This window comes from Kordia sp., assembly GCF_045105435.1.
Taxonomy (GTDB): domain Bacteria; phylum Bacteroidota; class Bacteroidia; order Flavobacteriales; family Flavobacteriaceae; genus Kordia.
Window position 1 is genome coordinate 1 of record NZ_JBGCDL010000029.1, and the last position, 15,368, is coordinate 15,368.

11 protein-coding genes are annotated in these 15,368 nt (G+C 34.8%); 3 read left to right on the top strand and 8 right to left on the bottom strand.

The window, feature by feature from the left end:
• From aspS to AB8B65_RS01125, 3 genes are all read right to left on the bottom strand, one after another.
• Positions 1-1,640 (bottom strand): aspartate--tRNA ligase (aspS, locus tag AB8B65_RS01115; RefSeq protein ID WP_405298946.1); only part of this gene is annotated, 1,640 nt, incomplete at its 3' end.
• Positions 1,641-1,803: 163 nt separating this feature from the next.
• Positions 1,804-2,703, bottom strand: coding sequence for a hypothetical protein (locus tag AB8B65_RS01120; protein WP_405298947.1), 900 nt, complete (start codon positions 2,701-2,703; stop codon positions 1,804-1,806).
• Positions 2,704-2,730: 27 nt separating this feature from the next.
• Positions 2,731-3,408: a DUF6345 domain-containing protein gene (locus AB8B65_RS01125; RefSeq protein WP_405298948.1), complete on the bottom strand. Its 678-nt coding sequence runs from the start codon at positions 3,406-3,408 to the stop codon at positions 2,731-2,733.
• A 272-nt stretch (positions 3,409-3,680) separates the two neighbouring features.
• Between AB8B65_RS01125 and AB8B65_RS01130 the strand changes: the two genes are divergently transcribed.
• Positions 3,681-4,040, top strand: a complete 360-nt coding sequence (locus tag AB8B65_RS01130; RefSeq protein WP_405298949.1) for a toxin-antitoxin system YwqK family antitoxin — start codon at positions 3,681-3,683, stop codon at positions 4,038-4,040.
• Positions 4,041-4,111: 71 nt separating this feature from the next.
• On the opposite strand, the gene AB8B65_RS01135 is transcribed toward AB8B65_RS01130, so the two are convergent.
• The 4 genes from AB8B65_RS01135 to AB8B65_RS01150 all read right to left on the bottom strand — a co-directional run bounded on the left by AB8B65_RS01135 (position 4,112) and on the right by AB8B65_RS01150 (position 10,949).
• The gene (locus AB8B65_RS01135) at positions 4,112-7,645 is read right to left on the bottom strand and encodes an efflux RND transporter permease subunit (protein WP_405298950.1); all 3,534 of its coding nucleotides are present in this window, start codon (positions 7,643-7,645) and stop codon (positions 4,112-4,114) included.
• A 12-nt stretch (positions 7,646-7,657) separates the two neighbouring features.
• The gene (locus AB8B65_RS01140; RefSeq protein ID WP_405298951.1) at positions 7,658-8,827 is read right to left on the bottom strand and encodes an efflux RND transporter periplasmic adaptor subunit; all 1,170 of its coding nucleotides are present in this window, start codon (positions 8,825-8,827) and stop codon (positions 7,658-7,660) included.
• A gap of 141 nt (positions 8,828-8,968) precedes the next feature.
• Positions 8,969-10,339, bottom strand: coding sequence for a TolC family protein (locus AB8B65_RS01145; RefSeq protein WP_405298953.1), 1,371 nt, complete (start codon positions 10,337-10,339; stop codon positions 8,969-8,971).
• A gap of 1 nt (position 10,340) precedes the next feature.
• Positions 10,341-10,949: a TetR/AcrR family transcriptional regulator gene (locus AB8B65_RS01150; RefSeq protein WP_405298954.1), complete on the bottom strand. Its 609-nt coding sequence runs from the start codon at positions 10,947-10,949 to the stop codon at positions 10,341-10,343.
• Between the two features lie 129 nt (positions 10,950-11,078).
• Between AB8B65_RS01150 and AB8B65_RS01155 the strand changes: the two genes are divergently transcribed.
• On the top strand, positions 11,079-12,053 hold the full coding sequence (locus tag AB8B65_RS01155; protein ID WP_405298955.1) for a polyprenyl synthetase family protein: 975 nt from the start codon (positions 11,079-11,081) through the stop codon (positions 12,051-12,053).
• A 293-nt stretch (positions 12,054-12,346) separates the two neighbouring features.
• Here AB8B65_RS01155 and AB8B65_RS01160 read toward each other — a convergent pair whose 3' ends face one another.
• Positions 12,347-14,620 carry a TonB-dependent receptor gene (locus tag AB8B65_RS01160; RefSeq protein ID WP_405298956.1) on the bottom strand — a complete coding sequence of 758 codons (2,274 nt, stop codon included), beginning with the start codon at positions 14,618-14,620 and terminating at the stop codon, positions 12,347-12,349.
• Positions 14,621-14,727: 107 nt separating this feature from the next.
• On the opposite strand from AB8B65_RS01160, the gene AB8B65_RS01165 reads away from it, so the two are divergent.
• A partial coding sequence (locus tag AB8B65_RS01165) for a metal-dependent transcriptional regulator (RefSeq protein WP_405298957.1) occupies positions 14,728-15,368 on the top strand: 641 nt, incomplete at its 3' end.

Consider the following 15,368-nt stretch of genomic DNA (forward strand, 5'->3'; position numbering starts at 1 on the left):
TCACGAATTGTTTCTTGTCCGCCCAAAATAGCAACCAATCTATCCAAACCAAAAGCCAATCCACCATGTGGCGGCGCTCCATATTGGAAAGCGTCCATTAAGAACCCAAATTGTGCTTTTGCTTCTTCTTCGGTAAATCCTAAATGCTTAAACATGGTTGCTTGCATTTCTTTGTCGTGAATACGAATAGATCCACCACCAATTTCATTTCCGTTCAAGACTAAATCGTACGCATTTGCTTTTACATCGCCAGGATTTGTGTCTAGCAACTCCAATTGTCCGGGTTTTGGAGACGTAAATGGATGGTGCATTGCGTGGTAATGTCCTGTTTCTTCATCAAGTTCTAATAAAGGGAAATCAATTACCCAAAGTGGTGCAAATTCCTCAGGATTACGCAAGTTTAAGCGTTCTGCTAGTTCCATACGTAATGCACTTAATTGCGCACGCACTTTGTTTGTATTACCAGATAATACACAGATTAGATCACCTGGTTTTGCGCCAGTTGCTGCTGCCCATTTTGCCAAATCTTCTTGGTCGTAGAATTTATCTACAGATGATTTAAATGTTCCGTCTTCATTATATTTTACATACACCATTCCTAGTGCGCCAACTTGTGGACGTCTTACCCAATCAACCAATTTGTCGATTTCTTTTCTAGTATAACTTGCTCCACCTGGAACTGCAATTCCGACAACTAATTCTGCTGAGTTGAATACGTTGAATTCTTTGTGTTGTGCAACTTCGTTTAACTCGCCGAATTCCATTCCAAAACGAATATCTGGTTTGTCATTCCCGTAGGTTTTCATTGCGTGATCAAAGGTCATTCTTGGGAATTTTTCAACATCAATTCCTTTTATTTCTTTTAGTAAGTGACGCGTTAATCCTTCAAATATATTTAAGATATCTTCTTGCTCTACAAACGCCATTTCGCAGTCAATTTGTGTAAACTCTGGCTGTCTGTCGGCACGTAAATCTTCATCGCGGAAACATTTTACAATTTGGAAATATTTGTCCATTCCGCCAACCATCAATAGTTGCTTGAAGGTTTGTGGCGATTGTGGTAAGGCGTAAAATTGACCTTCATTCATGCGCGATGGCACTACAAAATCGCGCGCACCTTCTGGTGTAGATTTGATTAAATACGGTGTTTCAACTTCTATAAATTCTTGATCGGATAAATACTTACGCACTTCCATTGCTACTTTATGACGAAACATCAAACTATTTTTCACAGGATTTCGACGAATGTCTAAGTAGCGATATTTCATTCGGATATCTTCTCCACCATCGGTTTCATCTTCAATTGTAAAAGGTGGTAAAAGTGAAGCATTTAAAACCGTTAATTCGGTTACTAAAATTTCAATATCACCTGTAGGCATTTTTGAATTTTTAGCTTCACGTTCAATCACGTTTCCTTTGACTTGCACTACAAATTCGCGACCAAGAGATTTTGCTTTTTCAAAAACGGCTGTTGGTGTGCGTTCTTCATCAAAGATTAATTGTGTGATTCCGTAACGATCGCGAAGATCTACCCAAATCATAAATCCTTTATCTCTAGACTTTTGAACCCAACCTGCTAAGGTGACTTCTTGTGTAATGTGTGATGCTCTTAGTTCACCACAACTATGTGATCTGTACATGTGTATGCGATTTTAAAAGCGCAAATTTAATGGTTTTTGGTGGATGATGTGTGTTGGAATTGAAATATTTTGGTGGAAGAAGTTGAATTTGAAGTCGAAACAGAAACAAAAAAACGCCTCACAACATTCTGCAAAGCGTTTTTATAATAAAGGTTAAGTTGTATTAGTTGAAAACAGTTTCTAAAGGTTGATTTATTTGACCTCTACGTTTTGCCATTTCTTGACTTTCTTTCGCAGCAATTACATATAAGTTGAAATCGTAGTTTTCCAATTCAGGCGTAGCTACGTTTCCTTGTACTTTGTATACCGGAATTAAGAAACGTTGCAAATCGGACGGACTTGCCGCATAATATCCCAAACTTACATCTGTGATTTCTCCTGAACTTTTTCCTTGTTCTTTGATAATTGCAAATCGGATGTTGTCAAACACTTGTTGTACTGCTTCTTCGGGTGAAATTACTTCCGCTTTTCCTGCTTGTTTTGGCGTTCTGTTAAAGTGCACAAATTGTACTAATTGATCGTTGTTTACAAACGAAATTTGTGTTTTTGCTCCCGAACCAAATATTGGTAAGCCTTCCAGTTGGTGTGTAAAGTTTACATTGACACTTGTTGGAATTGCTTCTGGGTTTCCGTCTTTTGGCGATTCACTCGTTGCTGTAAATGAGTTGGAAACGGAATGCACTTTCATGGTGCGTGTATCAATTTTTAATTGTTCTAATAGTTTTTGTGCACTGCGAATCGCTTCTTTTTCAGAAGGTAAGTTTTTAGCTAATTCTTTGTTTTCACTATATGCGTTTTCGCGATCTGTCCACCAAAAAGAGTCGCTACCAGTATATATTTCAAGCGCTTCTTTTTCGTTTCTGATGATGAGTTGATCGCCCAAATCTCTGAGTTCTCCTTCCGTTTTAAACTGCGAGCGTAAAAACGCAGTACGTTCTGCAATGTAACCTGCGTATTCTTTGTTTTTGCTTGAAGCAGTATCGAAGTGAAATGTTTTATACATTGGTACATGACCAACATTTTCTGGTAATTTTGTATTGAATTTGAATAATGAATCGTTCATTTTTTACTTTTTTTTGATGATTGAATGTTAACAGCTTCCTTTTGCATAGGCTAATAGCGTAGGATTATCTGGATCGGCATTTACAATCCCTTTTCCATGCCAGTGATCGCTAAAAGTGCTTATGCTTCCTTCATTTGCACGTAAATACGCCCATTCTGTTGCCGCAGGTTCTGTTTCTACACAGGCTTTAATCCATGCTTCTCTAACGGTCCAAGAATCATTTAAACGTTTGGCAAATTTTTCTCCACGATCACTTCGATCATAACAGATAGTTGCAAACCCAAGAATAAAGTGCAATCCTTTAAAAACGCCCCATCCCCAACGATCAAAAACATCGTTATAATCTAATGCATTACAGCCGTCAAAAACAATCCATTCCAAGTCTTTGTCACCAAGTTCCATTTCTGTGTTTTGCGCTTTTCCGTTGTCAACGTCATTTCTTCCAAAAAGTAAATAATTTCTTGATCCATGACCTGAGAAAAAAGCGATGTCTACATTATCTGCATATATGGTATCCGTTCCAGAGGTAGGATTTCCTTTTCCAGATTTTTCAAAATCTTGATCCCAAGCAAAGTTGTCTCCAAAGTCAAATTGTTTTACTCCTTGTAAAGTATCACTAAAACCTTTGGCGTTTCTGCCATTGTTTCTAAGATCGGAGGCATTACCATTGTACTGATTTACCCATTCAATTCCAATTGATCCCATAAATAGTAGTTTTATTTTTTAATTTAGTTTTTTCAAAACTAAATTGTATTTATTGGAATTACAGCCATGTTAACCCTAATTAGAAATAGGTGTTTTTCCCCTTTTTTGACGTAGGAGAGATTTGTGGGTTTGTTTTTAATGATTTGGTAATCAGTATTTTGAATAATCAATGTTAAGTTAATGTTACGTAAATGTTGTTTTAGAGTAAGAAAAATGTTAAGTTTGTAATATAATCATTAAGAGAATCCTCAAGTTTTAAAATATATATAGATATGAAAAAGTTACTTTTAATAGCAGTTTTCCTAGTTTCAGGAGTTACTGCATTCGCACAAAATAATGACAAACCTACTTTAGAGAAAAAAGGAGATTTGATTGAAGCTACGTATTTCCACGAAAATGGAATTGTAGCACAAACAGGATTTTTTACTTTAGAAGGAAAGTTGCAAGGAGAATGGAAATCTTTTGATACGAACGGAAAGAAAACTGCCGTCGGAAATTATGAGAAAGGACAAAAAGTTGGAAAGTGGTTTTTTTGGAATACCAACGAATTAAGTGAAGTAGATTATTCTAAGAGTAAAATTAAAGATGTAAATACTTGGAAACAATCTAACTCAGTAGTGAAAAACAAGTAAGTTTATATAACGATCAAAAAAAATCCCGAAGTCTAATTTAGATTTCGGGATTTTTTTGTGCCTATAATTTGTTATACCGTTTGAATTGGTAAATCTATTTCATTGATGTCTTCATCTTCATCATTTGTGTTCTTTATTTTATGCATTCCATAATCAACAGGACGTTTGTCTTTGAACGCCCAAAATTTGAACTTCGTGATGAGATAGAATAGTATTGGAACAATGATTAGTGTTAAGAACGTAGCAATGATTAATCCGTAAATTACTGTCCATGCTAATGGTCCCCAAAATATTACGTTGTCTCCACCAATATATATTTTTGGATCAAATTCACTAAATAACGAAAAGAAGTCAATATTAAAACCAATTGCCAACGGAATTAACCCTAATACAGTTGTAATTGCCGTTAGTAATACTGGACGCAAACGCGCTTTTCCTGCTTTTACTATGGCTTCAAATACTTGTGGCATTGGTAAATAGCGTTCTTCCGGAATTTTTAATTCGTGTTTCTTCCGATCAATGAGTAATTGTGTATAATCGAGTAATACTACACCATTGTTTACCACAATTCCCGCAAGGGAGATAATTCCCATCATGGTCATCATGATAACGAATGATGCACCTGTAATTAATAACCCACCAAAAACACCAATCAAACTTAAGAAAATAGCAATCATAATGATTGTAGGTTTTGAGATGGAGCTAAATTGGAAGATTAAAATCAACATAATTAATCCTAAACCTGCAAAGAATGCACTCATTAAGAATATCATTTGTTTTTTTTGTTCTTCAATTTGCCCTGTATAATCAACTTTGATATTTTCAGGTTTGAATTCTTCTCCAATTTCTGCTTTGATTTGATCAACAATGGCTGCTGCATCCGTATATCCTGGCGCTAATCCTGAATATACAGTTACCACACGTTTGTAATCGTTGTGTTTTATGGCGCTAAATCCCGATGTGTTTCGCTGATTTGTAACGGCTGAAACTGGAATTTGTTTCAATTGTCCAGTTTGCGTTCTGAAAATCATTTTTTGGTTGAACAACGAACTTTTATTGTAGCGATTGTCTTCATTGAAACGCAAATAGATATCGTAATCTTCGCCATCTTCTTTGTAAACGGCTGCTTTTACACCAAATAACGAGTTACGTAATTGTTGTCCAACTTGTCCTGCCGAAACACCTAATTCACCTGCTTTTTGTCGGTCAACTACAACTTGCATTGCAGGTTTTCCTTTATTTACGTCAATTTTTAATTCTTCAATTCCTGCAATATTTTTTTCATTGATTAGATCGCGCATTTTTCCTGCTTCCTCAATTAATTGCGTATAATTGTCACCTTCTAGTTCAATATTAATAGGATATCCAACTGGCGGACCAACGACATCTTTTTCTACAGAAATGGCAACTCCAGGATAAATTCCTTTTAAGGTGTCTGTGACTCTTTTTCGTAAATCTTCACTGTCTTTTCCTCTACGGAATTTGTATTCGCGCATAGACGCAGTAATTTTTCCTTTGTGTGGCATTTCGGCAGCCGAACCACCATCGGTTTGTGGATTTCCAGCACCTTCACCAACTTGAGATACGGCAGCTTCTACTAAGAAATTATTTTGGCCATCCATGAAGTTTTTATCATTTAAGACACCAAATACGCGTTGTTCAATTTCTTTTGTGATTTTATTTGTTTCCTCGATAGCTGTTCCTTGCGGATATTCTACATAGACAATAATTTGATTTGGTTTATTATCTGGAAAAAATTCTACTTTGGTACGTTTGCTTCCAATTGAAGCTCCAAAGAATGCAAAGGTAACTAGTAATAAAATACCTGTTCCTAATGAAAGCACATATGGTCTCCATCTATTTAAAGCAAAACGTAAGAAACGTTCGTACGCTCTTTCAAGCGCTGCCAATATTTTTGTTTGGAAATAACGCGCCATTGGTTTGAGTACATATTTGTATACCCAAAACATAATTGCAATGAAAATGAATAGTGTTCCAAGTCCTACTGCGCTACCACCAATTACAAAGCAAATAACTCCTAAGATGACCAATACGGCACTTAAAAATAGCAATTGCTTTATTTTGAGTTTGCGTTCTCCAACTGCCATAAATTGCGACACCATCATTGAGTTGATCAATATTGCTACAAATAGTGACGAACCTAATACGACCGATAGTGTAATAGGGAAGTAAATCATAAATTGTCCCATAACGCCTGGCCACATTCCTAAAGGAACAAAGGCAGCAACAGTTGTTAAGGTAGAAATGATAATTGGGAATGCAATTTCGCCAATTCCTTTTTTGGCAGCTTCTATGCGCGACATGCCTTCTTCTTCCATTAATCGGTATACATTTTCTACGACTACAATTCCGTTATCTACCAACATTCCAAGTCCCATGATGAGCGCAAATAGAATCATCGTGTTCATGGTGTATCCTAATAAGTTTAGAATCATAAACGACATAAACATGGACATCGGAATTGCCAATCCTACGAATAAGGCATTTCTAAACCCAAGGAAGAACATTAAAACGAAAACTACTAAAATGATTCCGAAAATGATGTTGTTTACCAAGTCATTTACTTGGTTGATGGTTTTTTGCGATTGATCATTTGTGATAGAAACATCTAAGTCCGTATGTTCTTTTTTGAAATCAGTAATGATGGTATTTATCTTTTCCGCCGCAGCGACCATATTTTTACCTGCACGCTTTTTAACGTTTAGCATCACAACACTTTCTCCAGATTTTCGTGCATAGGTTGTTTTGTCTTCTTCTTTGAAACGAACCGTAGCAATATCACGTAAGTATACAGGTCCGTCAATTGATTTTACTACAAAGTCTTCGAGTTCTTTTGGTTTATCAATTTCTCCAATAAGACGAATGGTACGTCTTTGTCCTGATGAGATTAAGTTACCTGCGGAAATGGTTACGTTTCCATTGGCAATTGTACTTCTGATATCTTCAAAGTTCACTTTTGCTGCCATCATTTTATAAACGTCCACAGCAACTTCAACTTCTTTTTCTTGTGCACCGCGAATGTCTACTTGTTTTATTTGATCTAAATCTTCAATTTCATCTTCCAAATCCTCAGCATATTCTTTCAATTTTTCTATGCGATAATCACCAATAATATTGATGTTAAGAATTGGAACTTCCTCAGAGAGATTCAAATCGAATATATTTGGCTCTACTTTAGCGCCGTTAAACGTTGGCCAATCTTCACTACCTTTTTCCGTATCAACTTTGTCTTTTATCTTTGTTTTGGCAGCTTCAACCGTAATTCCTTCATCAAATTCCACCACAATAATTCCGTAATCTTCTTGTGAAGTAGAAGTTACTTCGACGACATTACTGATGTTTTTGATTTGATCTTCAAGCGGATCTACAATCAGTTTTTCAATATCTTCGGCAGTATTTCCAGGATATATGGTACTGATGTAAATTTTCGTTTCTTTAATTTCTGGGAAATCTTCTCGTGGCATGCTAAAATATGCAGAAAGCCCAAGTACTAAGAGCAATCCCATGATGACATAGATAATGGTTGGATTGTCTATTGCCCAAGAGGATATTTTAAACTCCTTATTGATTTTTTTATCAGACATTGGTTGGTCGTATTATTTTTTTATAATCGTTATTTCTTGTCCATCATTTACACTACGTGCACCATCGTCTACAATGGCATCTCCATTTACTAATCCATCAAGGACTTCAATAAAATCACCTTGTGTTTTTCCAGTAGTAATTAATGCTCTTTTTGCTTTGGCAGTATTTCCTACGAGTGAATCGGCAACATATACATATTGCTCACCTTTTGCATTTTCTGAAATGACACTTTGTGGAATTAAGATGGCTTTCGGATTTGTATAATCGTTAATCTTAAGCTTTGCTGTTAAGTTAGGTTTGATGTTTCCGTCTTCATTTTTCACTCCAATTTCTACTTTGAATGTACGGTTGTTAGGATCAATGAAATCTGAAGCTTGACGTATTTTTGCATTCACACTTTCTCCTAATACTGGGAAATATACTTCTACATCTTTTCCTTTTGTTACAGTGGTTAGGTATTTTTCAGGAATTACAGCTTCAATATACATGTCGCGTAAGTTGACAATACGAATTATTGGCGATAGTCCTGCGCCTACGACCGAACCTTGCTCGGTAATTACATCATCAACAACACCTGAAAATGGCGCTCTAATGGCAGTTTTGCTTAATTGAACTTTGAATTGATCTACGGCTTTTTGTTGTGCTTCATACGCAGATTTTGCTTGTAGGAACTGAATTTCTGAACCAATTTTTTGATCCCACAATCTCTTTTGACGTTCGTAGGTTGTTTTTGCTAAGTCTGCTTGAATTTGCAATTGTGCTACTTGCTGACTCATTCCGCCATCATCGACTCTTGCTAAAATTTGTCCTTTGCTTACGCGTTGTCCTTCTTTGACAAAGACTTGTTTTAGAATTCCGCTCATTTCTGGCGTGATTACAATATTTTTCTTCGTGTCTACACTTCCTTGTAATTCTAAATAGTGATTGAAAATGCTATCTTTTGCAGAAAATAAGGTAATATATGTTTTCTTTTTTGTGGGATTGATTTCTTCTAAAGCATCCGAAAGTTTTTTAATTTTTTCATCAAGCTCCGTTTTATCTTTCTTTAATGCATCTCTTTTTTCGGTAAGCGCGTCTACATTCTTTTCAGAGATTAATGTGTCTACATCTTTCTCGGTTCCACCACCACAAGAAACTAATACTAGCACTATTGGGAGAAGAAGTATATTTATTTTTTTCATTATGATTTATTTTTTATAATTGTCAGTTTTTAGTTTAGAAGTTTATGAGTTTAGTTGTGACTTGTATAACGTTCTCTATTAAGAATTTTTCAAATGAGAATTGTTTCATAAACTCTTAAATTTATTAAACCATTAAACTAATTAATTCGTTTGATTTAAAATAGTTTCTAATTGTGCTTTTGTATTAATAACATCGAGCATGGCTTGTAAATATTCTTGTTGCGCAGCATACAATTGTGTTTGTGCTTGGCGCAATTCAAAACTAGAGCCAACACCTTCAAAGAATTTCACTTGATTTTTCTTTTCAATACGTTCTGAAAGTCTCAAATTTTTCTTCGCAGTTTCGTATTCTTCTATCGATAATTGATAATCACTTTTTGCAGAAGCTACTTGTAGTTTTATTTGCTGTTCTACTTCTGTTAAATCGTCTTCTGCTTTTTCAAGATTAATTTGTGCACGTTGTGTAGCGGCTCTTCTTTGAAAGGAACTAAATATTGGAATGTTTAAACTGACACCAAATGCAGCAGATCCAAACCATTGTTGTTGTCTTTGAAAAAAGTCGAAAGAATTTGCATTTCCGTTATATCCGGCAGTTACAAATCCTGCAAGCGATGGCAATGCTCTGGTTTTTTCTAATTTTAATAATAATTCTTTAGCGCGTGTATCGTTTTGGGCAATTCTGTAATCTACCGTATTTGCAACATTATCTTCTGTAGCCAATAAAGAAGGTGCAATATTTTCAATCGTTAATGCTTGCAATGTATCAGTAAGTGTCGTATCATTATTTAGATCAATTCCTAAAGTGATGTTTAGCATTTTATATGACAAATCTCGCAAACGCTTCACATTTCTTAGATTACTTTCTATACTTGATAGCGTAATTTCCAGTTGTTCTACATCTTCTTCTTCCGTAAGTCCGTTTTCGTAAATTTTTCTGGTTTCGTTTAAGTTTTTCTCAAGTGTTATTTTGTTTCGTTCTAAAATTAAAAGACTTTCTTCTGAAAGTAACACGTTTCCGTAGGCATTAATGACAGCCTTTCTAACTTGTAAATCGGTCTTTTCTTTGGCATTTTGAGAAATTTCTAAAAATACTTTTGCTGATTGCAATCCTACTAAATAGGAACCATCAAAAATCAATTGATTCAAAGTAATATTTGCATTTACCGTTTGTTCCGTTCCAAAAATGGCAGGAAATTGATCGTTTATATTTAATCCTAAATCTTCTCTATCTTGTTCAGATAAAATTGAAGCTGGTAATAATGCTACTTGCTGTTTTATATTGTTTTGATAATTTACCGCTCCGTTAATTTGTGGCAATCCAGTGGCAGTAGTTTCCCATTTTTGCTTTTTGGCAGCTTCAATATCGCGAACCGCATTTTTAGCAGCTCTGTTGTTTTCAAGTGCAAAATTAATGGCTTCATCCAAAGAAAAACGCTTTGGGATCTCTTGATTCTGAGAAAATCCCAGACTCAGAAAACATAAACTAAAGATACATATTAGTTTGTTTCGCATGTTATGATAATTGGTTAGTTGTTATAAATTTTTGTAATGTTTCTAAACCTTTCGGTGTACAAATTCCACGCAAATGATATTCTAAAAATTGATCCATTAATGCATGCATTGGAAACATTTTAGTTGGAAACAATTCATTGTCTTTAATTCCGATAACTCCCGTAAAATAAATTCGAGATACAAATTCTACATCAATATTACCTCTGTACATTCCAGAATTTACACCACGAGTCAAATTGTCTTTGACACAATCTTGCATGACATCAAATTGTTTTTTCTTTAAGGTTGCATAAATTTTTGGATAGTATTTCTGTAATTGATACTGTGGAGATGATTTTTCGTCTTTTAAATGTTCCATGACAAATCGTTTAATTTCATACAATTCTTCAATGGAATTCCTTTCTGCGGCGCAAATCAAGTCAATACCTTCGGTAATTAAGCAAAAAAGCGAACCTGTTACTTCATCGACAAGTGCCGTTTTGTTATTGAAATGTGTGTAAATGGTTTTCTTTGAAATGCCCATTTCATTGGCAATGTCGTCCATGGTTACGCTCTTAAAACCTAAGTTTAAGAACAGTTCGGTTGCCGTTATTTTAATCTTTTCTTTCATAAGTAGACTGTAAAAGTAAGAAGGAAACTTTGGAAACAAAAAAAGTTTCCAAAGTTTTTACAATTATTTAACAATCGATTTTAATTTGCATAAACGGGAAATGTGGTATTTTTGTTAAAAATTACATTCATGGCAAACATTGCTCAATACAGAGAAATATTCATAAAGTATTTAGAAGAAAAAATAGTGCTTAACGAACCTAAAAATTTATACGAACCTATTGTATATATTTTACAGCTTGGCGGAAAACGTTTGCGTCCTGTATTGACATTAATGACAGCTGAAATTTTTGGAACTACTCATAAAAAAGCACTAGATGCTGCTTTGGCCGTTGAGGTTTTTCATAATTTTTCGTTGGTGCATGATGATATTATGGACGAAGCGCCATTGCGAAGAGGAAAAACCACTGTGCATGAAAAATGGGATCTGAATACAGGAATTTTGTCTGGCGATGCGATGCTGATTTTAGCGTATCAATTGTTTGAAAACTATGAAGGCGAAACGTTTAAAGCCTTAGCGGAATTGTTCAGTAAAACTGCCATTGAAGTCTGTGAAGGACAACAATACGACGTTGATTTTGAAGTTAGAAATGATGTTACGATTCCCGAATATTTAAAAATGATCGAATATAAAACGGCGGTTTTAGTTGGTGCAGCCATGAAAATGGGCGCCATTATTGCAAAAACAAGCGCTAAAGATGCAGAAGGCATTTATGATTTTGGTCGTTATTTAGGATTGGCATTTCAGTTACAAGACGATTATTTAGATGCGTATGGCGATCCAAAAACCTTTGGAAAACAAGTTGGTGGCGATATTATTGAGAATAAAAAAACGTATTTATACCTCAAAGCGCTTCAAAATAGTTCGGAAACGAATAAAGAGAAACTAATGCAGTTATTTACGGAAAAGCCTGAAGATGCTACCGAAAAAATTGAAACGGTAAAAACGATTTTCAACGAAGCAAATGTGCCAGAAACCATGAAAAATGCCATTTCAGAATTTACCATGAAAGCTTTTCAAGTATTAGAAACTTTAAACATTAAAGATCAAGAAAAACAGTCGCTTATAGCATTTGGGAAACAGTTGATGAATAGAACAGTTTAGTTTTTACTCTTGGCTTTTAGCTGTTAGGTTTTTGGAAGTTTATTAAAAATATTACCAAACCGTTAACTCGAGTGATTTTCGTAATAAAATGAAGAAAATTGTATCGAGAATAACTTAGAAGTTCATCACAGATCTCGATACCAATTTGTTCTACAAATTTACTCGATCTGACGTTCAGAAAACTTAAAGTATGTTTGTATCAACAAAAAGACAAATCACAGTTAAGTCTAACAGCAAAGCGTTCTAAAAGCGCGATAGCATAGTCTAAAATCTAACAGCGTTAGCGGTCTACATTACAAATCCGTTCCAAACTTCAATCCAATAAAAATAGTACGCGGTTGTGATGGTCCATAAATATAATTTGGATCTCTTTCTACAGTTTGATCAAAATCATCTTGATACGCATTAAAAATATTCTTAACGCCGCCATTAATCTCAAAAACATAGTCATCCGAAATTGTAAAAGTTCTACTTGCATTCAAACCAATTTCAAGTAAATTAGGTGTCTCTTCCAAAACGGTTTCAGAAATAAATCCCGCTACATGCGGCACAAACATTCGTCCTGTATACACACCATTTACATTAAAATCCCATTGTTCATTTGGCGTATAATTAAACATCATATTCCCGTAAATATTTGGCGTACGCGTAATTTTATTGGTCACAATTCCTTCTTCGGGTTCGTATGAATTTTCAAAATAGCTATTCTGAAATGTTCCACCAAGTTGAAATAAAAACTTCGGATTCGGGCTGTATCTCGCTTCTACATTAAAACCATTTACAATTGCATTGTCACCGTTAATTTTTTCTTTAATCTCTAAACCGTCAACTTCACCGCGCGCTTCATACACAAACGGATCGTTAATAGTTGTGTAAAAACCTTCTAAAGTCAAAACAAGCTGATGTTCTTCATGTTGGTGCGAGTATTCTAACGAACCAATAAAACTATGCGACAATTCTTCCTTTAAATCTTCCGCCAAACGCACACGACGTACTTCGCCAGTAATAATTTCCGAATGTACATCTTCCGAGTAAAATTGCGGCGCTCTAAATCCTTGCGAATAGCCAGTTCTAAAGCTAATAGTTTCGGTAATATTATATAAAAGACTCACGCGTGGATTTACAATAAAAAGTGATTCATCATTCAGATTTGAAGTAAATAATTCACCACGTGCGCCTGTTAATATTTTTAAATTATCTAAAATTTTCCAGTCGAGTTGAGTGTAAATTCCAAGTGTATTCGTGTTTTGCGTGATCGGAATAATCAACGGATTTTCGCGACGTTCTTTAATGCGATTAAAACGATGTTCTACGCCAGAAGTCAAATCCATACTTCCACTAAAGAAATTTTCAAACTTTGCCGTATGCTGTACGCCAGCAACTGTGACAAAATCTTTCGTCAATCCAAAACCGTTCAGATCTTGATTGGTTCCATAATAATTGTCGGATCGTGAATTTTGAATATTTCCATAAGTGGAAAACTTCTGTAGATAATCTTCTGAAAAATAATCAAATGTAATACCTGTACCAATCACGTTACTCGTAATTTCTTCAGCAATATTGGCGAAAATGGGCGATTTATCAATGAAATCTCCACCACGACGATATTCGTTAGATGCATTAAATTCCAGTGTTAACTTTCGTCGGAAATCAAATTTATAAAACGATTTCAGTCCGAAATTTAAGTTACGTAACTTCGTCATTTCAGTAAAACCATCATCGTTAGTATCATAACCTTCACGATCGCGATGCATTCCAAAAAAAGTAATTCCTTTATTCAAATCTTCGGATACAAAAGTAGAATTAAACGTCGTCACAGCATCTGTACTTTCACCATCAATCAAGCCAATTTTAGAAGCGACTTGAAACTGATTTTCTATCGGATCTTTTGTAATAATATTGATTGTTCCCGCAATTGCATTCGATCCAAAAATAGCCGATCCGCCACCACGAGTCACTTCAATTTGCTCAATCATATTGGTTGGAATTTGTTCCAAACCGTAAATTCCATTCAGCGAGCCAAAAACAGGGCGACTATTTACTAAAATCTGCGAATAGGCGCCGTCTAAACCATTAATTCGGATTTGAGAAAACCCGCAATTCTGACAATTTACTTCGGTACGCAATCCTGGTTGAAAACTCAAACCTTCAAACAAAGTTGCAGCTTGTACATTTTTTAACGATGCTGCATTTGTAACGGTTACTAAAACGGGCGCTTCTCGTCTGTTTAATGCAGTTCTAGTTGCTGAAACGACCACTTGATCTAAGCCTAAAACATCTTCGTTTAAGTCAAAATTTAATGTCAATGTTTTATCTCTAACTATAATATTTTTCTCAATCGTCTTAAAACCAATAGATTGTACAATTATAGTGTACGTTCCTTGTGAAACCTTAAATGCATAGTTTCCTTTCTCATCTGACATAGTTCCTTTGTTTCCTTTCTTAAAATAGATGTTTACAAAAGGAACAGGACTATTTTTATGTGTTACAATTCCTTTTATTTCAGTGTTTTGAGAGAAACCCATAAAACAAATTAGGAGGAAAATAAAACTAATTTTCACGTTCATTAGAACAATTTTTTTGCAAATATATAACATATTTTTAGTCTTGTCTAAAAAAAGAATCTGCATAAAAGTAAAAATTGTATATTTGTGCTGTTAATTAAAGATTTATGATGACACTTTCAGAAGAAAACTACTTAAAAGCGATTTATCACCTTAGCGATTCGAGTGAAGGTGGCATAAGTACGAATGCAATTGCGGAAAAAATGAACACGAAAGCTTCTTCTGTGACAGATATGATTAAAAAATTATCTGAAAAAGGCTTGGTGAACTATAAGCGTTACAAAGGTTCGGAATTGACAGCGGAAGGAAAGCTAATTGCTGCGAATGTGATTAGAAAACACCGACTCTGGGAAGTGTTTTTGTTGGAAAAACTTAATTTTACTTGGGATGAAGTACACGATGTTGCAGAACAATTAGAACATATAAAATCTGAAAAACTCATCAATCAATTGGATGAATTTTTAGGATTTCCTAAGCGTGATCCGCACGGCGATCCAATTCCTGATAAAGACGGGAATATTTCAGATAACGCAGATGTACTTTTAGTCACTTTGGATGTAAATGATAAAGGAATTATTGTTGGTGTAAAAGATTCGTCTTCATCATTCTTAAAATATTTAGACAAACAAGGAATTGCGTTGGGTAAAAAGATAAAAGTAATTGATAAAGAGCCATTTGACAATTCTATGAAGATTCGCATTAAAAAAGAAGAATTCGTGATTTCACAACAAATTGCAAATAATATTTATAT